This window comes from Taklimakanibacter deserti (assembly GCA_003574785.1).
This window is the reverse complement of record QORU01000011.1, coordinates 232,461-258,119: the sequence shown is the minus strand read 5'-3', so window position 1 is coordinate 258,119 and position 25,659 is coordinate 232,461. Positions and strand designations below refer to the sequence as shown.

Genomic DNA, 25,659 nt, shown 5'->3' with positions numbered 1-25,659 from the left:
AGCTTGCCCCGAACCAAACCTGATATTGAAAGCCCCTCACCCTCCCCATTGCATCGCAATGGGTCCCCGCCGCGCGGGGCGAGGGCGTGCTAGCGCAGCCGCTCCAGGATTGAAACGTAGTTGGCCACGGCCGCACCCCCCATATTGAATATCCCCGCGAGCTTCGCATCCTTGATCTGCATGTCGCCTGCCTTCCCGGTGAGCTGGAGTGCCGACATGACATGCATGGAGACGCCGGTGGCGCCGATCGGATGACCCTTGGATTTGAGCCCGCCCGAGGGATTGACCGGCAATTTGCCATCCTTCTGCGTCCAGCCTTCGGCAATGGCGCGACGGCCTTCACCCCTGGGCGCGAGCCCCATCGCCTCATATTCGAGAAGCTCGGCGATGGTGAAGCAGTCATGCGTCTCGACGAAGGAAAGATCGGAGAGCGTGGTGCCCGCCGCGGCATGGGCCTTCTTCCAGGCGACCTCGCAGCCGTCGAAATTCACGATGTCGCGCGCCGACATCGGCATCAGGTCCTGCGCATGGGCGAGCCCGCGCACATGGATCGCCTTGGGAAAGCGCAAGGCCGTTTCTGTGTCGCACATCACGATGGCAGCGGCTCCGTCCGAGACAAGCGAGCAGTCGGTGCGCCGCAATGGGCCGGCGACGAGCGGATTCTTGTCGGACACGGTGTTGCAGAACTCGACCGAGAGTTCCTTGCGCAATTGCGCAAAAGGATTGGCGACGCCGTTCTTGTGGTTCTTGGCGGCGATCATGGCGAGCGCTTCCGACTGATCGCCATGGCGCTGGAAATAAAGCTCGGCGATGCGCCCGAATATGCCGGCGAAGCCGCCCGGCGTATCGCCTTCCTCCTTGCGATAGGAGGCATTGAGGAGGATGTCGCCGATCTGGTCGCCCGGCGCCACCGTCATCTTCTCGGCCCCCACCACCAGCACGAAGCGGCTGTTGCGCGCCTTGATTGACGTGTCGGCGGCGTGAATGGCGGCGGTTCCCGTGGCGCAGGCATTCTCGACCCGGGTCGCCGGCTTGAAGCGGAGATCCGGGGACGCGGCGAGCGCAAAGGCCGCCGGGAAGGACTGCTTCTCGAAGCCGCCGAAATTGCCGACATAGATCGTGTCGATGTCCTTGGGCTGGATACCGGCATCGGCGATCGCCTCAGTCGCGATGCCGGCAATCAGGCTCTCCAGCGTCTCCGCCTCGAGCTTGCCGAATTTCGAATGCGCCCAGCCGATGATGGCGGTCATGGGTCAGCTCCTATCTTCTTTAGAGCGTTTCCTTATCGCCAAAGTCGAGCAACTTTGGCGGGAAACGCTCTTGATCAGCTGACCCATAACATAATCATATAGTCCGCAGATACCACTCGAAATCGCGCGCCGTCGGCTCGGCGAAGAAGCGGTCGGCCTCGACCTCCTTCAAGGTGCAGAAGGTATCGACGAAGTCCTTGCCGAAATATTCCTTGAGGATGGAGGCGCGCCAGAAGGCATCGATGGCGTCGAACCAGTTGCCGGGAATGTATTTGGCGCGCTTCTCATAGCCATTGCCGCTGACGGGCGAGCCCGGATCGAGCTTCTCGGCGATGCCGTAATGAATACCGGCGAGGATCGCGGCCATCACCAGATAGGGATTGGCATCGGCACCCGCCGGACGGTGCTCGATATGGCAGGTCTCGGGCGCCCCCGCCGGGATGCGCAAAGAGACGGTGCGGTTGTTGATGCCCCAGCTCGCCGAGACCGGCGCATAGGAGTTGCGGCGGAAGCGGCGATAGGAATTGGCGTTGGGCGCGAAGATCAGCATGGATTCGGCCATCGCCGCCTTGAGGCCGCCCAGCGCTTGGAGCAGGAGCTCGTTCTCGGTCGGATCCGCGGCGGCAAAGAGGTTCTTGCCGGCCTCATCGCCCAAGCTGATATGGATATGCATGCCCGAGCCCGACCATTCGGAATAGGGCTTCGCCATAAAGGTGGCGACGAGCCCGTGCTTGTCGGCCACCGCCTTGATCAGGCGCTTCAGCATGATCGCCTCGTCGCAGGCTTTCATCACGTCATTGCGGTGTCTGAGCACGATCTCCATCTGGCCCGGCGCATATTCCGAGATCAGCGTCTTGGCGGGCAGGCCCTGGATATCGGCAAAGGCATAGAGGTCGTGAAAGAAGGGCGCGAAATCGTCGAGGTCCTGGAGGTGATAGGCCTGAAAATGCTGGGGCCTGGCGCCATTGGTGAGCGCTTTCGGCGCCCGGGGCGTCCCAGCAAAGGCAGCCTCCCGGTCCATGAGGAAGAACTCGACCTCGACCGCGCCGACCGGGGTCATGTTGAATTCCTTGAAGCGCTCGACGATGGCGGCCAGCGCATTGCGCGGATCGGCATAATGCGGCTTGCCGTCGAGGTCGTGGACGGAAGCGATATATTGCGCCGACGGCACTTGCGCCCAGGGAATGGTCACCATGCTGCCGGGCGCCGGCCACAGCAGGAGATCGCGGTCGCCTTCATCGAAGACGAGGCCGGTCTCGGGAACATCCTGGCCGGTGGCGTCGAGCACCAAAGCCGAGATCGGCAGGAAGCGCCCGTCGCGCCAGGCGGGGACGATCTCGTCGCGGCGCAGGATCTTGCCGCGCTGAATGCCGACGAGATCGGTCCAGATAAGATGGAAGCTTTCGATATTGGGATTGGCGTCGAGGAAGCTCTGCGCTTCCGACTGACGGCCAGGGGTGATGACGGTCATGATTGGAACTCCATCCCGTCAGACGAGCTCGGCCAGGCAGTGATCGAGGCCCTGAATGAGGGCTTCGACATGGGCCTCGGTCGTCGCGGGACATATCAGCATCATATTATGGAAAGGCGTGATGACCACGCCACGGTTCAGAAGGTAGTGGTGGACGGCCATGTCGATCGGGCGGTGGATGACGCGGCCTGCCTCGCCGCCATTGCGCGGACGGTCCGGGCTGCACATGAACTCCACCCGGGCGCCGACGCGCACGACATGCCAGGGCGCCCCATATTTGATGATGACATCCGCTATGCCTTTCTCGAGCCTTCTGGCGAGCCCGATCAAAGGAGCGAAAGCCTCCTCGGTGAAATAGGTTTCGAGCATGGTGCGCATCAGCGCGAGCTGCAGCTTCGAGCCGGCAAGCGTCGTGCCGATGCCGGAATGGCCGGGCGCGCGGCCCGACAGATAGTCGCGGATGCGCGCCGCCGCCTTGTCCGAGAAGCCATAGACGGCGGCGGGAACGCCGCCGGCGATCGGCTTGCCAAGGACGATGGCGTCGGGATCGAGGCCATTGGCGCGCGAATAGCCGCCGGGACCCGAAGACATGCAATGCGTCTCGTCGATGACGAGGAGCGTTTGGGTAGCGCGCGTGATCCGGCGCAAGGCGTCGTGATACCCCTCATCCGGCAGGACCATGCCGATATTCGTCATCACGGGCTCGGCCAGCACGCAAGCGACATCGCCCGGCGCCAGTGCCGCTTCGAGGGCCGGGATATCGTTGAACTCGACCACCTTGGTGAGCTCGTTGAGATCGCGCGGCTCGCCGATGAGGGCGGGGTCGGGCCGCTGCTTGCCGTTGTCGAGGCCGACAAAGGTCTCGTCCACGGCACCATGATAGCAGCCGTTGAAGACAAGGATCTTCTTGCGCCCGGTAATGGCGCGGCACCAGCGCAAGACCGAGCGGTTGGCGTCGGAGGCGGTTGCGGTCACTTGCCAATAGGGCAGGCCGAAGCGCTCGGCCAGGAGACGGCCCACGACCGCGGCATCGGGCGAGGGCAGCATGGTGGTGAAGCCGTCCTCGGAGGCCTCCCGCAAGGTCGCGGCGAGCGCTTTGGGGCTGTGGCCGAACATGGCGCCGGTGTCGCCGAGGCAGAAATCGACGTAAGGATTGCCGTCGGCGTCGGTGAGGTCGACGCCCTTGGCCTTGGCGATGAACAGGGGGAAGGGCGTGCCCCAATCGACCATCCAGTGCATCGGCACGCCACGCAGCCAGTTTTGGGCTGTTTCTTCGCTCAAGGCCCGGGATTTCGGATTGCGCTGGAGAAAAAGGGCTTTTTCACGCGTCAGCATCGCCTCGACCGAGGCGTCCGTGATCCTTGAGGGCATGATATCCTGCGGATTGTTGATCCAGGGGCAATTACCTAGCCGGGCCAGGGGGGAAGACACAACCCCCATGGATTTTCCCGTGAAAATCTGGTTTGAGACAGCCTCCACATCATAAGGGAAAGAGCTGATGAGCCGCGTCGTCTATGTGAATGGAAGCTATGTGCCGGAAAATGAGGGCAAGGTCTCGATCTTCGACCGCGGCTTCCTCTTCGCCGACGGGGTCTATGAGGTGACGGCGGTGATCGGCGGCAAGCTCATCGACTATGATCCGCATATGGAACGGCTCGAGCGCTCGCTCAAGGAAATCGAAATGGCCTGGCCGTGCAGCAAGGCCGAACTCCGGCAGATGCATGAAGAGCTCATCAAGCGCAACAAGCTCGATGAGGGCATCATCTATATGCAAGTGACGCGGGGTGCCGCCGACCGCGACTTCAAGTTTCCCAAGGAAGCAAAATCGACCCTCATCGCCTTCACCCAGGTGCAGCGGCTGCTCGACAACCCGCATGCCGTGACGGGTGTCAAGGTCGTCACCATTCCCGATATCCGCTGGGCAAGGCGGGATATCAAATCGGTCATGCTGCTGGCCCCTGTGCTCGGCAAGCAGCGGGCCTATGAGCAGGGCGCCTTCGAGGGCTGGATGATCGAGGACGGCAAGATCACCGAAGGCACCTCGTCCAACGCCTATATCGTCAAGGACAACAAGGTAATTACGCGGCCTCTGTCGAACGCCATCCTCGCCGGCTGCACCCGCCGTTCGCTATTCCGCATGGCGAAGGAGCATGGGGTTGCGATCGAAGAGCGGCTGTTCACGCCGGACGAGGCCTATCAAGCGGATGAGGCTTTCCTCACCAGTGCCTCCAACTTCGTCCTGCCGATCGTCCAGATCGACGGCAAGCGCATCGGCGGCGGCCAGCCGGGGCCGGTGGTGCGCAAGCTCAGAGAAATCTATCTCGAAGAAGCGACGCGGTAGGCGACATAGCCCATCGGGAGTGTAGCGCTCAGGCTGCTTTTCCTGTTCTCCTCATGACAGGAGCGATGCCGACGCCGAGAGCATGCATGATCTTCATGATCGTTGCGAATTCGGGACTCGTCTCGCCATTGAAAGCTCGATAGAGCGCGGCCCGCGTCATACCGACATCGCGCGCGAGTTCGCTCATATTGCGCGCTCTGGCAACGACACCAAGCGCCTTGGCGATGAAGACCGGATCATCGGTCTCGAAGGCGGCGGCGAGGTATTCCTCAATCGCTTCCGGCGTGTCGAGGACTTCCGCGCTGTCCCACGCAGCCGTCTCAATCTTCCGCGTTTTCATCTCTCCACTCCTTTGCGATGCGTTTCGCCTCGGCTATGTCCCTCGACTGCGTGCTCTTGTCGCCACCGCACAGCAGCAGATAGACGACCTTGTCGCGACGGATGTAGTACACGCGGTAGCCTGGACCATAGTCGATCTTCATCTCGCTCACGCCTTCGCCAACATCCCGGACCTGACCGGGATTGCCTGCCTCGAACCTGTCAATCCTGACGGCGATGCGGGCGACTGCGCGCCGATCTTTCAGGCTCTTCAGCCAGTCGATAAAGATGGTTGTGCGCCTGATGGTGAACATGTCGGAATGTATATTAAAATATACACCACGTCAAGCGCTGTGCTACTAGGACAGGCGTTCAAAGACTGGCCGGCGGCAAAGGCTTGCGCGCCGGTCCGTGAAGCACGGACCCGTCCGCGGCGAAGATCGAGCCGTGGCAGGGGCAATCCCAGGTGTGGTCGGCATTATTCCAGGTGAGCGTGCAGCCCTTATGGGTGCAGCTTGCAGAGAGGACATGAAGCTTGCCCGCTGCGTCCTTGTGAACGGCGAGCTTGTCCTCGCCTTTCACGATGATGCCGCCTTGTCCGGGTAGAATGTCATCGACGCTCGCGACAACCGACTGGCTGTCACCATTGCGGTGGAAATCTTGCCGATAGGGTCGCGCCGGGTCGTAAAGCTCCGTCCAGGCATTGGGCCGGTCCAATATGGACTCGGCGATCATGAGGCCGGTCGCCGTGCCGTTGGTGATGCCCCAGCCATTGAAGCCGGTGGCGATGTGGAAGCCCTGCGCCCCGGCCGGGTCCGGCGTGCCGGCATAGGGCACACGATCCGGTGTGTCATAGTCCTCGTTGCACCAGCGCCACGTCGTTTCAGCCACCGAGAAGCGTGATCTGATCCAGTCCTCCAGCTCGTGGAAGCGGCGCGCCACGTCGCCGTCCTGGCCGGTATCGAATTTGGGGCCGAGCGCGACCAGCAAAGGTCCGTCCGGATCGCGGCCCATGCGCAAGGAATGAGTGGGATCGTCGATGCCGATGAACATGCCGTCGATGAGCGATGCGTCATCGACGCGGAAGGCCACGGCGGTGTGGCTTCTCGCCTGGGTACGGTTCGCCATGCCGAGCGGACTCTTGATCGTCATGTTGGTGGCCACGACGACGTGCTCGGCATGGACCGTGCCGCCATCGGTGACGGCGCGCCACCGGCTCGCCGCATCGACGAGGCGCACGCGGCTATGTTCGAAGATGCGTCCGCCGCGGCGCTCGACCCCGCGCGCAAGGCCCGCGAGGTAGCGCGCCGGATTGAATTGCGCCTGATCGGGAAAGCGCAAAGCACCCACCGTATTGAAGGGCAGCGGTGCGTGGTCGAGAACGTCGGCCGCAAGCCCCAGCCTATGTGCGGCTTCGGCTTCGGCGACGATAGCCTGGCGCTTTCTGCCGTCGATCGCATAGGCATAGGCCGGCTTCGTCGCGAGATCGCAAGTGATCTTATAATCGTCGATCCACTGCCCTATCCGCCGGAAACCGGCCTGATTGGCATCGGCATAGCCTTGGGCGCGGTCCAGGCCGAAACGCTCGATGAGATGGCGGTAGATCAGCGCATGCTGGGTCGTGATCTTGGCGGTCGATCGGCCCGTCACCTGCCCACCGATGCGCAAGCCTTCGAGCACGATGACATCGCGACCCGCCTCGCAGAGATGAAGTGCCGTAGTGAGACCTACGATGCCGGCACCGATCACTACCGTCTCGGCATGAAGCGAGGCGTCAAGCGCGGGACGACTTTTCGATGAGGCGCCAGCTAGCCAGCAACTGCCAATCTTGCCTGCGAGCTGCGGCGTAAACCTCGGTAAGCGGGATGTGTCCGGCACAGCGCGGCAACCTCCCAAATTTCTCATGTCTTAGAGAACGCGCTGCATCGCCGATGGTTTCTCGCGCCGCGCCAAGCGAATGCTTTACCTTCGAGCCACCTTACCGCGAATTAAGTTGGACCGCCTTCATGGCGTCGAACTAGGGCACTATCTAACTTTTATCTGGACTAACCTGGCCAGCAAGAAACGGCGTGCGATCAAAGCGCGAAAGGCAACAGACAATGGATCGGGCAAAGGAAAAGGCCGCAAGCCGTCAAACCGCCTGGACCGCTGGCGTGCTGCTTTTTTCCATCATAACCGTCGCCACTATCCAATATTGGTGGCACCTGCCGCTGAGAAAACTCGGATCGCCGGCCGACATATTGGGCCTCATACTGGGATTGACGCTGGCTTTCGCCTGCCTCCTCATCAGCTTTCGCGCCACGCCGAGCTCACGCGCAAGCCGGATGCTCACCGGGATGGCGAGCCTCTTTCTCGTCCTGACCATCATCGAATATTTTGCCGATCCGGGGCCCATCGACATCCCGCTCTCCTTCCTCTGGCTGATGCCCGTATTGCTGCTTGCCCTCTCGCGGCTGGTTTCCGGTCACTCCGACGCGGCACGGCTCTCTTTCCTTGTCTGTTTCGGACTTCAACTTGCCGAAGTGGCCAGAAGCATCCTGGCGACGGTCTATTACGGCGCCGGCGCGCAGCCCGTGTATTTCGAATGGATCGAGAGCGCCTCCGATCTCCTGGGGCGGGCTTTCCTTCTGCTCGGTTTCGTGGAGGCATTGCGCCTTGGTCATGTCCCCGACCATGTTTCATCCTTTGCCAGTCTTTTCACGCCGCCCCGTCCCGAAGGCGGGAAGCGGCATGTCGCCATCTTCATGGACGGGCTTTCGGGCGGCGACGTCCAGCGCCGCTCGGTGGTGCTTGCCAGTGGGCTTCTGTCGCGAGGCTATGAAGTGGATTTCGTCGTCGTCAACGGCGTCTCCAAGGTCAATGATCAACTGTCCCCGGGCCTCAGATTCATCGTCCTCAATGCGCCGCACTGGGGAAGGCTGCAGGCTTTCCTCTATCGCCACTTGCCGCTGCGCTGGATGAGAGCCTGTCTCGGCGCCGTTGCCTTTACGCGCTACTTGCTCAGCGAAAATCCGGGAGCGGTCATTGCCGGTTCGAGCCAGGTCCTGCTCTCCGCCGTGATCGCCTGGCAGCTTGCCGGGCATGGCATGCCGCTTTTGTTGCGTGCAACCAAGCTGCCTTCCGGCGATCCCAAACTGTGGACGCCGCTCAACGCCATCGTCGAGCGCTGCCGGCGTGGTCTGTCGCGGCTCATCTATCCTTCGGCTACAATGACGGTTGCGGCTACGGATGTCGTTGCCGAAGAGGTCGCACGCCTTGCCGGCTTGCCGCGCGAGCGCATCGTCACCGTCTTCGAGCCGGGACTCGATGACACGGCGATCGAGATGAGCAGGGTTCCGCCATCTCATTGGCTTGATTGCTATGTCGAGCTTCTGGAAGCCTGTCATGCGATGCACGCAGGCGGACAAGCACAGGGCTGAATTGCATGATCTTGCAGAGTTTGTGGCGCGAGCGCCGGGACAACCCGATATTTCTTTGGCGGTTGAGCTCGATCAAGGAAAATGTGCGGCTGTCCTGCGAGGCGGGGTTGTGTCCCCGACTCGATTTCGCGGTGGAAGGGACCCTGCCGGACCGCAACGAAGCATCCCCGATCCTGCTGGCATGCGGCGATGAGATCTACTTCTATCGTTTTGCGCGCCAGCTCGCGCTCACCATGAAAGAGCACAGCCCGTCGACAAGGTTTCACCTGCATCTGTTCGAGCCCTCTGCTCTTTGCATCGCGGACGCACAGATGCTGGAGGCCCGCATCGGCAAGCAGCTCAGCATTTCCTACGAGACGGGCCAGCGGAACCCCTATGGGAGACCGCACACCGTTTTCTTCGCCGCCGGCAGATTTGCGATCGCCAGATATCTGCTCGAGAGGAATCACGTTCCGGTGATGGTCATCGACATCGATGGCCGCGTCAGGCGCGATCTCACGGACGCATTCGACGCGCTCAAGCACCATGATGTAGGCGTCGTGTGGCGGCAGTCCCAATACAGACCCTGGCGCACGATCCTGGCCTGTGCCGTCTTCCTGAACATGACCGAGCCGGCACGATTGTTTGCCGCGCGGCTGGCCGAGGCCTTGCGGCTCTCGCTCATGAAGCAGCCAGCCTACCATGTCGATCAGACCACGCTGCATTATCTGCTGCACTATTATTCATTTCACCATTTGAAGCTCAAGGCGGCAAATCTGGGCCTCACCTGGTGCGATCATCAGTTTCGCGAAGGCAGCCTGATCTGGAGCGCGAAAGGCAAGCGCAAAGCTGACTTTCTGCGCTTCGATACAGCGGAGGCAGACCGGATCGTGTCCGGTACTTCGGTGAGGCTAGGGGGAGCCTGAGCGTTTGGCCGAAGGCGGCGCCTCGCCGCCGCGACTAAATCATTTCCCGTCATCGCTCTGTCAACTCTTTCGCACAAACCTGTCACAGCAAGGTTTGATGAAGGAACAAGATGGCAGAAGCCCTCGATGAATTGCGTCTCGCGCCAAAGGCTCACACCGCCGGTGCGGTGCGTTTCTCCTATTCCCGGCCCGAACAAAGCCGGGTCAACCGCACGCTGATCCGGCTGATCGAGCGGTCGAGCGGCCAGCCGCGGCTCGAGCGTCTCTACCGCGACTGGGCGCAAAGGCCTGTTGCGGGAGAAAATATCTTCTCGGCCGCCCTTCGTCTCATGGATATCACCCTCGACACCGACGACGCGGCCTGGGCCCGGATCCCCACCGGCCGACCGGTGCTGTTCATCGCCAACCACCCTTTCGGCGTCGTCGACGGCCTGGTCATGGGCCATCTGGCGACACGCATCCGGCCCGACACCAAGATCATGACGCACAGCCTCCTGTGCCAGCCGCCCGAGGTCAGGGATTATATGCTCCCGGTCGACTTCGGCGGCACAGCCGAGGCGATGCAGACATCGCTCCTGACCCGCCGGCGCACGCTCGACTGGCTCATTGGCGGACATGCCGTGGCGATCTTTCCGGCGGGAAGCGTGTCGACCTCGCAACATCCCTGCACCGGTCCGGCGCTCGATGCCAGCTGGCACCCCTTTCTCGCCAAGCTGACCCGGGTTCAAGACCTCGTGATCGTGCCGGTCTATCTCCATGGCCAGAATTCGCGCCTCTTCCATGTGGTGAGCCACATCCACTATGCGCTGCGGGTGGCGCTCATCTTTCGCGAAACCTACCGTCTCATCGGATCGACGATCAAGGTTTCCCTCGGCAAACCGCTGGAGGCCGCCAGCCTGCCCCATGAGCGCGGTCGTGATAGCGTCATCGAGGAGCTGCGGCGCCGGACCTTGTCCCTTGCCGGCAGCGATGGCCCGGACCCGCTCGCCGAGTTCCGCTGGCCGGGGCATATCAAATTCGACTGACCCTGTAGTGATCGGCGGGAATTCCGCATCACGAGCGCCGTCGGTCGTTGGAACTTTGCAAACACAATCATGGAGGTTGAACCAGGGTGGACATGATGGTCTACTCTCAACTCAAAGCTCTGCATGAGGAGGTGTCCATGAAGCGCGCGCTTGTCGCGACCACGATGGTGATGAGCTTGCTGCTGCACGCACCGGCTTTTGCGCAGTCCCCAGCCGTCGAAGACGTGGAGAAGTTCATCAAGCAGGCGGAAGCCGCGCTCGCCGCCGAATCGATTCGCGTCAACCGGGTTCAGTGGGTGAACAGCACGTATCTGACGGAAGATACCGATGCGCTGGCGGCCGAAGCCGCCGCTCGCCAGACCGAGCTTCAGGTTCGCCTCGCCATCGAGGCGGCGAAATTCGACGCGGTGCCGGGCCTTTCCGACGCGATCAAGCGCAAGCTCACCATTCTGACCGGCGGCATCGTGCTGCCGGCGCCGACCACGGCCGGCGCCGCCGACGAGCTGAGCACCATCTCGACCAAACTGCAGTCCGACTATGGCAAGGGAGAAGGCACGCTCAAGGGCAAGCCGATCAACGGCTCCGACATCGAGGAGCAGATGTCGGTCAATCGCGATCCCGAACAGCTGAAGGAGATGTGGACGAGCTGGCACGACAATGTCGGCGCCCCGATGCGGGCCGGCTATCGGCGGCTGGTCGAAATCGCCAATGAAGGCGCCAAGGAGCTCGGCTATCCGGATGTCGGCGCGATGTGGCGATCGCAATACGACATGCCGGCCGAAGATGTCGCCAAGCTGACGGATAAGATCTGGGGAGACGTCAAGCCGCTCTATGACGACCTGCACTGCTATGTGCGCGGCAAGCTGAACGAAAAATACGGTGACACGGTGCAAGGCAAGACCGGGCCGATCCGCGCCGACCTGCTCGGCAATATGTGGGCGCAGGAGTGGAGCGGCATTTATGACATCGTCGCACCCGTGGGCGCCGGCGACATTGGCTTCGACACCACCGAGCTTTTGAAAGCGGCTGGATACGACGAGAAGAAGATGGTCGAAACCGGGGAGGGATTCTTCACCTCGCTCGGCTTCGAAAAGCTGCCGGATAGCTTCTGGAAACGGTCGATGTTCCTGAAGCCCAACGACCGGGACGTCGTATGCCATGCCTCGGCCTGGGACATCGACAACCAGGACGACCTGCGCATCAAGATGTGCATCAAGGTCAACGCGCAGGATTTCGTGACCATCCATCACGAGCTCGGCCACAATTTCTATCAACGCGCCTACAAGGCGCAGGAGTACCTGCATGTGAATGGCGCGAATGACGGCTTCCACGAGGCCATCGGCGACACCATCGCGCTGTCGATCACGCCTGAATATCTCGTCCAGATCGGCCTCTTGCCCAAGGACAAGGTGCCGAGCGCCGACAAGGACATCGGCCTGCTGCTGCGCCAGGCCATGGACAAGATCGCCTTCATGCCCTTCGGCCTCCTGGTCGACAAATGGCGCTGGGGCGTCTTCGACGGCTCGGTCAAGCCAGAGGGCTACAATGCGGCTTGGAATGAACTGCGCCTGAAATATCAGGGGATCAAGCCGCCGGTGGAGCGCAGCGAGGCATCATTCGACCCGGGCGCCAAATATCATATCCCGGCCACGACCCCTTATTTGCGCTATTTCCTGGCCAACGTCCTGCAGTTCCAGTTCTACAAGGCCGCGTGTGAGCAGAGCGGCTGGACGGGGCCGCTGCACCGCTGCTCGTTCTACGGCAACAAGGACGTCGGCAAGAAATTCAACGCCATGCTGGAAATGGGCGCTTCGAAACCGTGGCCCGATGCGCTCGAGGCGTTCACCGGCCAACGCGAGATTTCGGGCGAGGCGATCATCGCCTATTTTGCGCCGCTGCAAGCCTGGCTGAAGGAACAGAACAAAGGCGGGAGCTGCGGCTGGTAAGCTTACCTTTGGCTCGTCCTCCAGTCCGGATTGATCCACGGTTCCTGGTTGGAAGGCGGCAGCGGATCGCGGCCCAGAATGTAGTCGGACGCCTTCTCGCCGATCAGGATCGACGGCCCGTTGAGATTGCCGTTGGTGATCCGCGGCATGATCGATGAATCGGCGACACGCAAGCGCTCGATGCCGATGACGCGGCACAAAGGATCGACCACCGCCAGGCGGTCGGAAGGCTCGCCCATGCGGCAGGTGCCGCAAGGATGGAAAGCGCTCTCGCAATGATCGCGGATGAAGCCGTCGAGCTCGGCATCGCTCTTGAGATGCGCCCCCGGCTGGATCTCGCGACCCTTATAAGGCTTGAGCGCTTCCTGCTCGAAGATCTCGCGCGTCAAGCGCATTGCGGTGCGGAACTCCATCCAGTCGTCGGGATGCGACATGTAATTGAACCTGATGACCGGGGCCTCGCGCGGCTCGCCCGAGCGTGCCTTGACGAAGCCGCGCGATTTCGAGCGCATCGGCCCGACATGGACCTGAAAGGAATGGCCCGAGGCCGCGGCCTTGCCGTCATAGCGGATGGCAATGGGCAGGAAGTGATATTCGATATCGGGATATTCGACGCCGGCCGATGAGCGGATGAAGCCGCAGCTTTCGAAGTGATTGGTGGCGCCGAGACCGGTCTTGAACAGCAGCCATTCGAGCCCGATGAGGCCCTTGGCGAAGAGATTGAGGCTCGGCAGCAGCGATACGGGTTTGAGCGATTCCATCTGGAAATAGACTTCGAGATGATCCTGCAGATTCTGACCCACGCCCGGCAGGTCGTGCAGCGGTGCCACACCGATCGATTTGAGATGGTCGGGATCGCCGATGCCGGAAAGCTGCAGAAGCTTGGGTGAATTGATGGCGCTCGCCGCCAGGACGACCTCGCGGCGCGCTTCGGCCCGCAAGATCTCGCCGCCCCTCTCATATTCGACGCCGGTGGCGCGCTTGCCGTCGAGGAGGATGCGGCGCACGAAAGCGCGGGTCGTGAGCTTGACATGGGAGCGCTTGAGCGCAGGGCGCAAATAGGCATTGGCCGCCGACCAGCGCCGGCCGCGCCAGATGGTGCGCTCCATGGCGCCAAAACCTTCCTGCCGGCTTCCATTGTAGTCCTCGGTGACGGGATAGCCCGCCTGGCGGCCGGCTTCGACGAAAGCCCGGTAGAGCGGATTCTTCTGGCTCCCGCGCGTGACATGCAGCGGACCATCGCTGCCGCGCCAGCCTTCCTCGCCGCCATGCGAGGATTCCATCCGCTTGTAGTAGGGCAGCACATGGCGAAAGCCCCAGCCCTTGGCGCCCATCTCTTCCCAGGTGTCGAAATCCTTCGCGTGGCCCCTGACATAGACCATGCCGTTGATCGAGGACGAGCCGCCGATGACCTTGCCGCGCGGCGTCACCAGGCGGCGGCCGCCGAGCGCCGGCTCGGGCTCGGCCACGAAGCCCCAATCATAGGTCGACATGTTCATGGGATAGGAGAGTGCCGAGGGCATCTGGATCAGGGGACCGATGTCGGTGCCGCCATATTCGAGTACGAGCACGCTGTGGCGGCCGTCTTCCGACAGGCGATAGGCCATGGCGGAACCGGCCGAGCCCGACCCGATGATGATGAAGTCGAACGACTCCATTTGAACTCCCCTGACGGCGTGTCCCGGTTATGTTTTTGTGACGCGCAAGGGTAGTGGATGGCACGGAGCAAGGCCGCGCGCAATGCGTCATAAATTGCGGCGCAAACGTCCTGCCGCGCTGGTCAGGCCCTCGAGCTCGCGGATGCGCTGTTCCGTTTCGGGCCAGCGGCGATCGACGATGTCGGCGATCAGCGCCTCGATCATGAACAGGGTCGCGACATTGGAGTCCCAGCCCGACGGCGCATCGATGCGCAACGGAAAGGCATGGGTTGCAATCCCGGCGATGGGCGACATCCACTGGTCGGTGAACAGCACGATCCTGACCTTGCGCCGATGCGCCAGGTCTGCGAATTCGGCGAGACGCTGGTCATAGCGGCGGACATCGAAGGCGATGAGCACATCGCCGCGCTTCATGTTGAGGAGATATTGCGGCCAGGCGGCGGGCGATGCCGGCATCAGCGTGACATGCGGCCTGATCATGTGAAGATGGGTGTGGAAATATTCGGCGAGCGGCATGGTGATGCGGCCGCCGACGATGTGCACGGCCTGATGGTGGTCGGCGATCAGGTCGGCGATGCCATCGAAGCTCCGGTGGTCGACGAGCTTGAGGGAGCCGCGCAGATTCTCCATCACCGCATCGGCGAAACGGTTGAGCACATGGGCGTCAGGCGCATCCTTGGACCAGCGCTGATGACGGGCGATCGGGTCCTGCAATTGCGCCGAAACCTCGCCGCGCAAAGCCGCCTGGAAGGAGGGAAAGCCGGCAAAGCCCAGTTTCTTGGCGAGCCGCAAGGCGGTGGGCGTCGAGACCTTCGCCGCCTTGGCGAATTCGGTGATGCTCGACAGCCCGGCCACCGGATAGTTGGCGAGAAGCGCATTGGCGAGCTTGTGCTCGGCCGGCGTCAGCCGGGTGGATCCGAGCCTTATGCGCTCGGCGACGGTTTGCGATTTGGATTGTGCCCTCGGCGTCATGCACAGGTCTTGTAACGAATTTGACAGCGTATAGGCAATCTGAAATGATCGTTCCAGAGGGACAGGGGAGTTCAATCTCCATGAGAGGGCTGCTTCGCCCCGATGAGGGCGAGCCGGTTATCGTCGTCAATGAGAACGGGCCGTCGCCGGTCGTGCTGATTTGCGAGCATGCCGGCAAGGTCATCCCCAAGTCATTGGGATCCTTGGGCCTTCCGCCGGAGGACCTCACCCGCCATATCGCCTGGGACATCGGCGCCGAAGCCGTGGCGCGGGGTCTTTCGCAAGCGCTCGACGCGCCGCTCGTACTGCAGCGCTATTCGCGCCTCGCCTATGACTGCAACCGGCCGCCCGAATCACCCGATGCCATGCCGGTCGTAAGCGAGACTACCCGCATCCCGGGCAACGAGAACCTGGCGCCCGAGGCGCGCCTCGCCCGCATCCGCGGCATCTATCGTCCTTTCCATGACGCGGTGTCGCGGTTTCTCGACCAGCGGGCCGCAGAGGGCGCGGCCTCGCTTCTCGTCACCATGCACAGCTTCACCCCGACCTATAAGGGCAAGCGCCGGCATCTCGACCTCGGCGTCCTGCATGACCGCGATGCCCGCCTTGCCGATCTGGTGCTCGGCCTCGCCGGTCGGCTGAAGGACATCGTGGTGAAGCGCAACGAGCCCTATGGGCCGGAGGACGGCGTCTGCCATACGCTCAATCTGCATGGCGGGGCGCGCGGCCTTTATCACGTCATGCTGGAGATCCGCAACGATCTCATCAGCCATGAAGCGGGGCAGGCGCAGTGGACGGCACGGCTCGCGGCTATTCTCGCCGAGGCCGTGGCGCGGATCTTTCCACCGACAACAGTGAGGATGCGATCGAGTTCATAGGAACACTACAAAGGATCGTGGAGGAAACAACAATGACCCCTAAAGACTATTCTGACTCGGATCACCGAGAGGACGTGAAGGTCCTGCATGGCATGGGCTATGCGCAGGAGCTGACCCGGCGCATGGGCCCGTTCCAGAATTTCGCCATCTCCTTTGCCATCATCTGCATCGTCGCCGGCGGCATCACCGCCTTCCCGGCGGCGCTCAGCGCCGGCGGCGGCGGATCGATCGGCTATATCTGGCCCTTGGGCTCGCTCTTCGCGCTTCTGGTGGCCTTCGCCATGGGCCAGGTCGCCTCGTCCTATCCGACGGCGGGCGGCATCTATCACTGGTCGTCGATCCTGGGCGGCCGCGGCTTCGGCTGGGCGGCGGCGTGGTTCAACCTGCTCGGCCTCCTGTTCGTTGTCTCGTCGGTTAATTTCGGCCTGTTCAACCTGACGCGCGATCTGTTTCTGGCGCAGGTGCTGGGCATGGACGTCTCATCCTGGGTGCCGGCGGGCGAGTTCTCGACCGGCTGGTGGATCCAGACCATCTTCATCACCGTGGTGACGATCGTCCAGGCCACGCTCAACCACTATTTCCTGAGGCTGACGACCATCCTCACCGACTGGAGCGGCTATATCATCCTGGCGACCGCGGTCGTGCTGACGCTGGCGCTGCTTGCCTTCGCCCCGTCGCTCGATTTCGGCCGGCTGTTCACCTTCACCAATTTTACCGGCGATGCCGGCGGCGGCGTGTGGCCGCAGGCCAATGTCTTCCTCTATGTGGTAGCGCTCGGCCTTCTGCACGCCGTCTATACGATCACCGGCTTCGATGCCTCCGCCCATACGTCGGAAGAGACGCGCAACGCCCAGCGCGAAGTGCCGAAAGGCATGGTGCGCTCGGTGTTCTGGTCGTTCCTGTTCGGCTATTTCATGGTCTGCGCCATGGTTCTGGCGCTGCCCGACCAGACCGACACGGCCACCGGCACCGTCACCGACGGCGTGACCGCGGCGGCGAAACAGGGCTGGGCCTCGTTCAACTGGCTGATCCAGACGTCGACCATGTGGTTCTGGCTCAAGGCGCTGATCATCATCGGCATCGTGGTGTCGAACTTCCTGTGTGCGCTGGCCGGCCTCACCTCCTGCTCGCGCATGCTCTATGCCTTCGCGCGTGACGGCGGCGTGCCGATGTCGGAAACGCTGAAGAAGGTGAGCCCGGTCTACCGCACGCCGGGAGCGGCGATCTGGGTCGGCGGCGTGCTGTCGATCATCGCCACACTCTATGGCGGCGCCTTCCTGGTGCTGTCGACGGGCTGCGCGGTGTTCCTCTATCTGTCCTATCTCATGCCGATCGGTGCTGCGCTGAAAGGCGAGCTCGGCGGCGAATGGACGAACAAGGGACCGTTCAACCTCAAGGGCGCCTCGATCCCGGTGGCGGTCCTCGCCATCCTCGGCTGCGCTCTCCTGATCTTCGTCGGCGTGCAGCCGCCGCAAGAGAAGGTCGGCTATCTGATCGTGCTCATGATCCTGGCGCTCACCGCCTTCTGGTTCGCCATGGAGAACAAGATGCCGGTCGGCGCCGTCTTCGGGGTGCTGACCGTTCTCGCGGTCTATTATTTCTGGCGCGATCCCGAGAGTCAGTTCGGCTTGTGGGCGGCGGTCGTGGTGGCGATCGTCATGGCGGCACTGCTCTTCGTGCTGCGCGGCAAGCGCTTCGCCGGACCGCCGATCGGTGATGAGATCGCCAGGCGCCGGGCCGAGATCGCCGCGGCCGAGGCGGCCGTCGGAGAACGGGCTGGAGCGTAACATCCAACAAGGCGGCGCCTCGCTCGGGGCGCCGCCCAATAAGAACACTGCGAGCGAGTTGGGAGTGGGGGCCGTGGCGTGAGCCCGGCGCATATACAGGAGGGAACTATGGCTCAGACTGAGAGCGGTGGCGTCAGCTACAAGAAAGCCGACGCCAGTTATTTCGAGAAGCGGCATCTCCAGCGCTATGCGGGGATCTGGTCATTGTGGGCGCTGGGTGTCGGCGCCGTCATCTCCGGCCATTTCTCCGGCTGGAACTTCGGCTTCGCAACCGGCGGCTGGGGCGGCATGCTGGTGGCGGGCATCATCATCGCCATCATGTATATCGGCCTCGTCTTCTGCATCGCCGAGATGTCGCCGGCGCTGCCGCATACGGGGGCGGCCTATTCTTTCGGCCGCACCGCCATGGGGCCGTGGGGCGGCTTCATCACCGGCCTCTGCGAGAATGTCGAATATGTGGTGACGCCCGCCGTCATCGCCTTCTTCATCGGCTCCTATCTGACCGGCATCTTCGAGACGCCGGCTGCGATGCAGCCGGTGTGGTGGATCATCACCTATGTCGTCTTCCTGGCGCTCAACATCTTCGGCGTCGCCTTGTCCTTCAGGGTGACCCTCATCGTCACGCTCCTGTCGCTGGCGGTGCTCGTCTTCTTCTGGTTCAGCGCCATCCCGAACATGGACTTCAGCCGCTGGGCCCTCAATATCGCGCCTGATATCCAGAGCGCCACAGTCCCGCTGGATGCGCTGAAAGGCGCCGTTGCGACCTTGCCGGCGGATATTGCGGCCCTGGTGACCGGTGCAGCCGCGGACGCGACGGAGGTCACTCTCACGGCGGCGCAATACGGCACGCTTTCGCCCGAACTTCAGGCGGCAGCAAAGACTTCGAACGAACTCGCCAATGGCAACGGACCCTACTTCCCGTTCGGTTTCTCCGGTGTGCTGGCCACCTTGCCCTTTGCGGTGTGGCTGTTCCTTGCCATCGAGCAATTGCCGCTGGCGGCGGAAGAATCGGTCGATCCCAAGCGCGACATGCCGAAGGGCATATTGCTCGGCATGCTGACGCTTGTCGTCTCTGCCTTCATGATCGTGCTGCTCAATCCCGCAGTCATCGGAGTGGGCGCGCATAAGCTCGGCACGTCGGGCGAGCCCTTGCTCGACGGGTTCCGGGCGATCTTCGGCGGCGTAGGCGCAAAGGCACTCGGTTTGATTGCGCTTGTCGGTCTCATTGCGAGTTTCCACACGATCGTCTTCGCGATGGGCCGGCAGGTCTACTCGCTGTCGCGGGCGGGCTATTTCCCCAAGGGCCTGTCGATCACGCATGACAGCTACAAGACGCCGTATATCGCGATGATCGTCGGCGCCCTTGTCGGGTTGGCGATCATGCTGGTGATCTGGTTCGCGCTCGGCGAAAATGCCGGCTCGGCCATCGGTGTGGTGCTGCTCAACATGGCGGTATTCGGCGCCATGTTCTCCTACATCCTGCAGGCAATCTCCTTTATCCTGCTCCGGAAGAACCAGCCCCATATCGAGAGGCCCTATGTGAGCCCGCTCGGTATCCCGGGCGCTGTGGCCACGATCATCATCGGCCTGGTGACTCTGTACTACCAGATCTGGGACCCGCTCTTCTACAAAGGCGTGTTCTGGGTCGGCGTGTGGTTCATCGTGGCGATCATCTATTTCGCCGCTGTCGGGCGCCACAAGCTCATCCTCTCGCCCGAGGAGGAATTCGCGATGGAGCATCGCGCCAAAGCATGACGGACGACGACGGCGGCGCGGGGAGGGCCTCGCGCCGCTTTTCATTTGCGTAATCAAGAGGACAAAAATGGTTCAAGGCATGCTGACGCTCGCCCAGCTCAAGAAAGAAGTTGCCGCGGGCACAATCGATACGGTCGTCGCGGCGTTTCCCGACATGCAGGGACGCCTCATGGGCAAGCGCTTCCATGCACAATATTTCGTCGACGGCGCCTATGAGGAGACGCACGGCTGCAACTATCTCCTCGCCGACGACATCGATATGGAGCCGGTGCCGGGTTACAAGGCGGCGAGCTGGCAGAAGGGCTATGGCGATTTCGTCATCAAGCCCGACCTCGCCACCATGCGGGCGACGCCCTGGCTCGACAAGACGGCGCTGGTGCTGTGCGACGTGCTCGACCATCACGACCATACGCTCCTGCCGCATGCGCCGCGCACCATCCTGAAAGGCCAGCTGGCGCGGCTCGCCAAGATGAAGATGAAGGCCTATATGGCCTCGGAGCTCGAATTCTTCCTGTTCGACGAGAGCTATGAGAGCGCTCACGCCAAGAGCTACGCCAATCTCAAGACGGCCGGCTATTACATCGAGGACTATCACGTCCTGCAGACGACCAAGGAAGAGAATGTCATGCGGGCGATCCGCAACGGCATCGCCGGCGCCGGCATCCCGGTCGAGAATTCCAAGGGCGAATGGGGCCCGGGCCAGGAAGAGATCAATGTCAAATATGCCGAGGCGCTCGAAATGGCCGACCGGCATGTCATCCTCAAAAACGGGTGCAAGGAGATCGCCTGGTCGCTCGGCAAGGCCATCACTTTCATGGCCAAATGGAATTACGGCCTCGCCGGCAATTCGTCCCATATCCATCAGAGCCTGTGGTCATTGGACGGCAAGAGCTCGATGTTCCATGACCCCAAGGGGGATCACGGCATGTCGGCCCTGATGAAGCACTATCTCGCAGGCCTTCTCGCCCATGCGAGCGAGATCACCTATTTCCTGGCGCCCTATGTCAACTCCTACAAGCGCTTCATGGCCGGCACTTTCGCGCCGACGCGGGCGATCTGGAGTTTTGACAACCGCACCGCGGGCTACCGGCTGTGCGGCGCCGACACGAAGGCGGTCCGGGTCGAATGCCGGGTCGGCGGCGCCGATCTCAATCCCTATCTCGCTTTTGCGGCGCTGATCGCCGCCGGCCTCGACGGCATCGAGAAGAAGATGGCGCTCGAGCCCGCCTTCTCCGGCGATGCCTATGACACGTCGAAGAAATTGCGCGAGATCCCCAAGACGCTGCGCGAGGCGACGGAGCTTCTCGACAAGTCGAAACTCCTGCGCTCCGCCTTCGGCGACAATGTCATCGACCATTATGTGCATACGGCGAAATGGGAGCAGTTCGAATATGACCGGCGCATCACCGATTGGGAAGTGAAGCGCGGCTTCGAGCAATATTGAGAGGGACTGGAATTGGCCGACAAGATCAAGTGCATCTCGCCCGTCGACGGCTCGACCTATGCCGAGCGCGCGGTGGCGAAGAAGAAGGACATTGCCGCAGCCTTCTCCGCCGCCCATGCGGCGCAAGAGAAATGGCAGCGCGCACCCTTGGCGGAACGGGCGAAATACTGCTCGGCGGCGGTCGACGCCATGCTCGCCATGAAGGACCAGATCGTGCCGGAGCTCGCCTGGCAAATGGGACGTCCCATCCGCTATGGCGCGGGCGAGCTCAGAGGCTTCGAGGAGCGCGCCCGCTATATGATCGCGATCGCCGAAAGGTCGCTTGCCGATATCCGGCCTGAGCCCAAGGACGGCTTCCTGCGCTATATCAAGCGCGAGCCGCTGGGCGTCGTCTTCACCATCGCCCCCTGGAACTATCCCTATCTGACCGCCGTGAATTCCATCATCCCGGCGCTGATGGCCGGCAATGCGGTGGTCCTCAAGCACGCGGCGCAGACCATCCTGGTCGGCGAGCGCTTCGCCAAGGCCTTCAAGGCGGCAGGATTGCCCAAGGACGTCTTCCAGAACCTGGTGCTCTCGCATGAGCAGACGGCCGATATCATCTCGGGCGGCCATGTGAGCATGGTGTGCTTCACGGGCTCGGTCTCGGGCGGCAAGGCTATGGAGAAGGCCGCCGCCGGGCGCTTCATCAATGTCGGCCTCGAGCTCGGCGGCAAGGACCCGGCCTATGTGCGCCCCGACGCCAATATGGCGCATGCGATCGAGAATCTCGTCGATGGCGCCTTCTTCAATTCGGGCCAGAGCTGCTGCGGTATCGAGCGCATCTATGTGCACAAGAAAGTGTGGGGCGATTTCATCGACGGCGTCGTCGACCTGACGAAGAAGTATGTGCTGGGCTCGCCGCTCGACGAGGCGACCACCTTGGGGCCCATGGTGAAGCCCGAGGCGGCCGATTTCGTGCGCAAGCAGATCGCCTCCGCGCAGAGGGCAGGGGCCAAGGCCCATATCGACCCCAAGAGCTTCGCGCGCGATCGCAAGGGCTCGGCCTATATGGCGCCGCAAGTGCTGACGGGCGTCAACCACCAGATGTCGGTGATGACGGAGGAAAGCTTTGGTCCGGTCGTCGGCATCATGAAGGTGAGCGACGATGCCGAAGCGATCGAGCTCATGAACGATTCCCCCTATGGCCTGACCGCCGCGGTGTGGACCGAGGACGCCGATGCGGCGCAGAAGATCGGCAACGAGATTGCGACCGGGACGGTGTTCATGAACCGCTGCGATTATCTCGATCCGGCCTTGACCTGGACCGGCGTCAAGGATACGGGCCGCGGCGCCACCCTTTCCGTCGTGGGCTATGAAGCCCTGACGCGCCCCAAGAGCTATCATTTGAGAACGAAGACGAGCTGACCCATGACCATACCGAACCGCAACATCAATTTCCCGACCGCGATCAAATTCGGCAACGGCCGCATCAAGGAGCTCGCCGAATTGTGCACGGCCAACGGCATCAAGCGGCCGCTCTTCGTCACCGATCCGGGCCTGGCAGGGATGCCGATGGTGAAAGCGATCCTCGACGACCTCAAGGCGGCGGGCCTCGGCGTGGCGCTGTTCTCGGACGTCAGGCCCAATCCGGTCGAGAGCAATATCCATGCCGGCAACAAGGCCTTCAGGGCGGGCAAGCATGACGGCGTCATCGCCTTCGGCGGCGGCTCCGGCCTCGATGTCGGCAAGCTCATTGCGCTGATGCACGGCCAGAAGATCTCGGTCTTCGACCTCGAGGATATCGGCGACTGGTGGACCAGGGCCGATGCGGCGAAGATCGCGCCCATCATCGCCGTGCCGACGACGGCGGGCACGGGCTCGGAAGTGGGCCGCGCCGGTGTCGTCACCCATCCCGAGACGCATGAGAAGAAGATCATCTTCCATCCGGCCATCATGCCGAAAGTGGCGCTGCTCGATCCAGAGCTCTCGGCCGGCCTGCCGCCCAAGCTCACCGCGGCGACCGGCATGGATGCGCTGGCGCATTGCCTCGAAGCCTATTGTGCGCCCTTCTATCACCCCCTTGCAAAGGGTGTGGCGCTCGAAGGCATGGCGCTCATCAAGGACAATCTCGCCAAGGCGGTGAAGAAGGGCCAGGACCTCGACGCACGCGGCAATATGCTCGTGGCTTCCTCCATGGGCGCCACCGCCTTCCAGCGGGGCTTGGGTGCCATCCATGCCTTGTCGCATCCCTTCGGCGGCCTCTATGACGCCCATCACGGGCTCCTCAACGGCATCGTCATGCCCTATGTGTTGAAAGCCAACCGCAAGAAGATCGAGAAGGACATCGAGCGCGCCGCCGCCTATCTCGGCATCAAGGGCGGATTCAACGGCTTCCTCAAATGGATCCTCAGCCTTCGCAAAGAAGTCGGCATCCCGCACAAGCTCGCCGATATCGGCATCGACGCGAAGCGGCTTGACGAAGTGGCGAAGATGGCGATCAAGGACCCGTCCGCCGGCGGCAATCCGATACCGTTCAGCGAGAAGCAGTACAAGGCGCTGGCGAAGAAATGCGTGACGGGCGATCTGTAAGCATCGCTGCTCCGTTCTGTCGCGGTGAATGTTTGGGACCAGATTGTCGATGGAGAGGAATTGGTCCCTACGACTCATGGCGCCGGCTACGGCCCGGATACAGGGATTTACAGCGAATATCAGGGAATTCTCGTAAAAAGATTCTCACCTCAGCGATATCAATGAGTTGGCTTGCTGAAACCTCCCGGAACAGGGAATTTCCAGCGTTGACCACTCATTGCCGCCCGCTTTGTAGAATTTCCTACGGCTTGCGTCTAAAATCTCATGCCTTTGCCGCTACTCGCACGACCGCCGGCACAGAGGTGAGCCTTCAGACACACGTTCCATACTGATATTTCCCAAATCTCACGGCTTGGCCCACGATTGCAAGAGGCTTGCGCGGCGCTGTCTCTTCCGCCCGAATACACAACGGTGAGCTCTGACGCTGTCGGCAGCCGAGACTTTTTCCGGCAGGAAGCATCCCCTCTCCCTGCAATCAATAGCGTCATTCGCCTTACAGAAATTTACAACCATTTACTCCGCTTCCACCGGCATTGCGCGCAAGCTGTCGGCGCTTGAGAGGCGCAGGTGATTTCTGCGCCGCTATCGAACCGAGAGACACAGGAGGTTGTCATGTCAACATCATCGCAATCGCCCACGCGTCGTGAACTGCTTGCTGTCGCGGCAGCCGCCGGCGCCATCAGCATGCTCCCCGGAGCGCTTGAAGCATCGACCGGAGGTGATTCTGTCCGTCCCTTCACCGTCAACATCCCGCAGGAGGAACTCGACGAACTGCGCCGGCGCATCGCTGCCGCCCGGTTACCCGAGAAAGAGACCGTTGCCGATTTTTCACAGGGCGTGCCGCTCGCGACCGTGCAGAAGCTCGCGCGCTACTGGGCCACGGAGTACGACTGGCGCAAGGTCGAGGCCCGGCTGAATTCCTGGCCCAATTTCATAACCGAGATCGATGGCCTCGACATCCAGTTCATTCACGTGCGCTCGAAACACGAGAACGCGTTGCCGCTCATCGTGACGCACGGTTGGCCGGGCTCGATCATAGAACAACTCAAGCTTATCGAGCCTCTCACCAACCCGACCGCGCATGGCGGCAGCGCCACCGACGCCTTCCATGTGGTGATTCCGTCGATGCCAGGTTACGGCTTCTCGGGAAAGCCGACCGAGACCGGTTGGGGCCCCGAACGCATCGCGCGCGCGTGGAATGTGCTGATGAACCGCCTTGGCTACACAAACTATGTTGCGCAAGGCGGCGACTGGGGCGCCATCGTCGTCGACCAAATGGGCGTGCAGGCGCCCAAAGGACTGCTCGCCATCCACACCAACATGCCTTGCGTGGTGCCGCCGGCGATCAACGCCGCGGCTTTTGCCGGCGCGCCGGCGCCGGACGGGCTCTCCGCGGATGAGAAACATGCCTACGAGCAACTGGCGGCCTTCTACAAGGACGTCTACTACGCCCTGTTCATGGGCACGCGCCCGCAAACCCTGACCGGGCTGGCGGATTCACCCGTCGGCCTAGCCACCTTCATGATCGACCACGACGCGCGCAGCCTCGAGCTGATCTCGCGCTCCTTCAATGGCGTCCCCGAAGGCCTTTCGCGCGACGACGTCCTCGACAACATCACGCTGTTCTGGCTGACGAATACCGGGGTTTCCGCGGCCCGTCTCTACTGGGAGAACAAGGCCGCTTTCTTCACGCCGAAAGGTGTGAAGATCCCGGTGGCCGCGAGCGCCTTTCCGGATGACCTCTTCCAGGCGCCGAGGAGTTGGGCGGAGCAGGCCTATCCCAACCTGATCCACTTCAACAGGCTTCCCAAGGGCGGCCACTTTGCCGCCTGGGAGCAGCCGAAATTCCTTTCGGAAGAAATCCGCGCCAGCTTCAAGTCGCTGCGCCGATCCATATGAGATGAGGGTGCCGCACGCAT

The 25,659-nt window shown here is 62.3% G+C and carries 20 protein-coding genes; 12 read left to right on the top strand and 8 right to left on the bottom strand.

Annotated features, from left to right (window positions below; all coding sequences use genetic code 11):
* Positions 1-89: 89 nt before the first annotated feature.
* The 3 genes from DS839_RS23550 to DS839_RS23540 form a co-directional block, all read right to left on the bottom strand.
* Positions 90-1,250, bottom strand: a complete 1,161-nt coding sequence (locus DS839_RS23550; protein ID WP_119272925.1) for an acetyl-CoA acetyltransferase — start codon at positions 1,248-1,250, stop codon at positions 90-92.
* A 94-nt stretch (positions 1,251-1,344) separates the two neighbouring features.
* Entirely contained in the window at positions 1,345-2,721 is a 1,377-nt protein-coding gene (locus DS839_RS23545; RefSeq protein WP_119272924.1) for a glutamine synthetase family protein, read from the bottom strand.
* 18 nt (positions 2,722-2,739) lie between these two features.
* On the bottom strand, positions 2,740-4,092 hold the full coding sequence (locus tag DS839_RS23540) for an aspartate aminotransferase family protein (protein WP_119272923.1): 1,353 nt from the start codon (positions 4,090-4,092) through the stop codon (positions 2,740-2,742).
* 127 nt (positions 4,093-4,219) lie between these two features.
* Here DS839_RS23540 and DS839_RS23535 point away from each other — a divergent pair, with 127 nt between their 5' ends.
* Entirely contained in the window at positions 4,220-5,062 is an 843-nt protein-coding gene (locus DS839_RS23535) for a D-amino-acid transaminase (RefSeq protein WP_119272922.1), read from the top strand.
* Between the two features lie 28 nt (positions 5,063-5,090).
* Here the strand turns inward: DS839_RS23535 and DS839_RS23530 are convergent, their stop codons facing one another.
* From DS839_RS23530 to DS839_RS23520, 3 genes are read right to left on the bottom strand one after another with little or no spacing between them, the layout of a single operon-like run.
* On the bottom strand, positions 5,091-5,402 hold the full coding sequence (locus tag DS839_RS23530) for an addiction module antidote protein (RefSeq protein ID WP_119272921.1): 312 nt from the start codon (positions 5,400-5,402) through the stop codon (positions 5,091-5,093).
* Positions 5,383-5,694: a type II toxin-antitoxin system RelE/ParE family toxin gene (locus tag DS839_RS23525; RefSeq protein WP_119272920.1), complete on the bottom strand. Its 312-nt coding sequence runs from the start codon at positions 5,692-5,694 to the stop codon at positions 5,383-5,385. The genes DS839_RS23530 and DS839_RS23525 overlap by 20 nt, the downstream gene beginning before the upstream one ends.
* Positions 5,695-5,752: 58 nt before the next feature.
* On the bottom strand, positions 5,753-7,258 hold the full coding sequence (locus tag DS839_RS23520; protein WP_438816543.1) for an FAD-dependent oxidoreductase: 1,506 nt from the start codon (positions 7,256-7,258) through the stop codon (positions 5,753-5,755).
* A gap of 221 nt (positions 7,259-7,479) precedes the next feature.
* On the opposite strand from DS839_RS23520, the gene DS839_RS23515 reads away from it, so the two are divergent.
* The 4 genes from DS839_RS23515 to DS839_RS23500 all read left to right on the top strand — a co-directional run bounded on the left by DS839_RS23515 (position 7,480) and on the right by DS839_RS23500 (position 12,675).
* Positions 7,480-8,799, top strand: coding sequence for a glycosyltransferase (locus tag DS839_RS23515; RefSeq protein ID WP_119272918.1), 1,320 nt, complete (start codon positions 7,480-7,482; stop codon positions 8,797-8,799).
* A gap of 5 nt (positions 8,800-8,804) precedes the next feature.
* Entirely contained in the window at positions 8,805-9,704 is a 900-nt protein-coding gene (locus DS839_RS23510; protein WP_119272917.1) for a hypothetical protein, read from the top strand.
* 110 nt (positions 9,705-9,814) lie between these two features.
* Entirely contained in the window at positions 9,815-10,729 is a 915-nt protein-coding gene (locus DS839_RS23505; RefSeq protein ID WP_119272916.1) for a lysophospholipid acyltransferase family protein, read from the top strand.
* 137 nt (positions 10,730-10,866) lie between these two features.
* Positions 10,867-12,675 carry a M2 family metallopeptidase gene (locus DS839_RS23500; protein WP_119272915.1) on the top strand — a complete coding sequence of 603 codons (1,809 nt, stop codon included), beginning with the start codon at positions 10,867-10,869 and terminating at the stop codon, positions 12,673-12,675.
* A gap of 2 nt (positions 12,676-12,677) precedes the next feature.
* Here the strand turns inward: DS839_RS23500 and betA are convergent, their stop codons facing one another.
* Complete coding sequence (betA, locus tag DS839_RS23495; RefSeq protein ID WP_162918753.1) at positions 12,678-14,333, bottom strand: choline dehydrogenase; 1,656 nt, start codon at positions 14,331-14,333, stop codon at positions 12,678-12,680.
* Between the two features lie 87 nt (positions 14,334-14,420).
* Complete coding sequence (locus DS839_RS23490; RefSeq protein WP_119272914.1) at positions 14,421-15,305, bottom strand: MurR/RpiR family transcriptional regulator; 885 nt, start codon at positions 15,303-15,305, stop codon at positions 14,421-14,423.
* A gap of 80 nt (positions 15,306-15,385) precedes the next feature.
* Between DS839_RS23490 and DS839_RS23485 the strand changes: the two genes are divergently transcribed.
* The 7 genes from DS839_RS23485 (at position 15,386) to DS839_RS23455 (ending at position 25,639) form a co-directional block, all read left to right on the top strand.
* A complete protein-coding gene (locus tag DS839_RS23485) occupies positions 15,386-16,183 on the top strand; it encodes an N-formylglutamate amidohydrolase (protein WP_119272913.1) in 798 nt (265 codons plus the stop codon).
* A 32-nt stretch (positions 16,184-16,215) separates the two neighbouring features.
* Positions 16,216-17,970: an amino acid permease gene (locus tag DS839_RS23480; protein ID WP_368911863.1), complete on the top strand. Its 1,755-nt coding sequence runs from the start codon at positions 16,216-16,218 to the stop codon at positions 17,968-17,970.
* Between the two features lie 108 nt (positions 17,971-18,078).
* On the top strand, positions 18,079-19,725 hold the full coding sequence (locus tag DS839_RS23475; protein WP_119272912.1) for an amino acid permease: 1,647 nt from the start codon (positions 18,079-18,081) through the stop codon (positions 19,723-19,725).
* 67 nt (positions 19,726-19,792) lie between these two features.
* On the top strand, positions 19,793-21,169 hold the full coding sequence (locus DS839_RS23470) for a glutamine synthetase family protein (protein WP_368911862.1): 1,377 nt from the start codon (positions 19,793-19,795) through the stop codon (positions 21,167-21,169).
* Positions 21,170-21,181: 12 nt separating this feature from the next.
* Positions 21,182-22,576, top strand: a complete 1,395-nt coding sequence (locus tag DS839_RS23465) for an aldehyde dehydrogenase family protein (RefSeq protein WP_119272911.1) — start codon at positions 21,182-21,184, stop codon at positions 22,574-22,576.
* A 3-nt stretch (positions 22,577-22,579) separates the two neighbouring features.
* Positions 22,580-23,740, top strand: a complete 1,161-nt coding sequence (locus DS839_RS23460) for an iron-containing alcohol dehydrogenase (RefSeq protein ID WP_119272910.1) — start codon at positions 22,580-22,582, stop codon at positions 23,738-23,740.
* 612 nt (positions 23,741-24,352) lie between these two features.
* Positions 24,353-25,639 (top strand): epoxide hydrolase family protein, encoded by a 1,287-nt coding sequence (locus DS839_RS23455; protein ID WP_119272909.1) that lies wholly within the window; start codon positions 24,353-24,355, stop codon positions 25,637-25,639.
* Positions 25,640-25,659 lie beyond the last annotated feature (20 nt).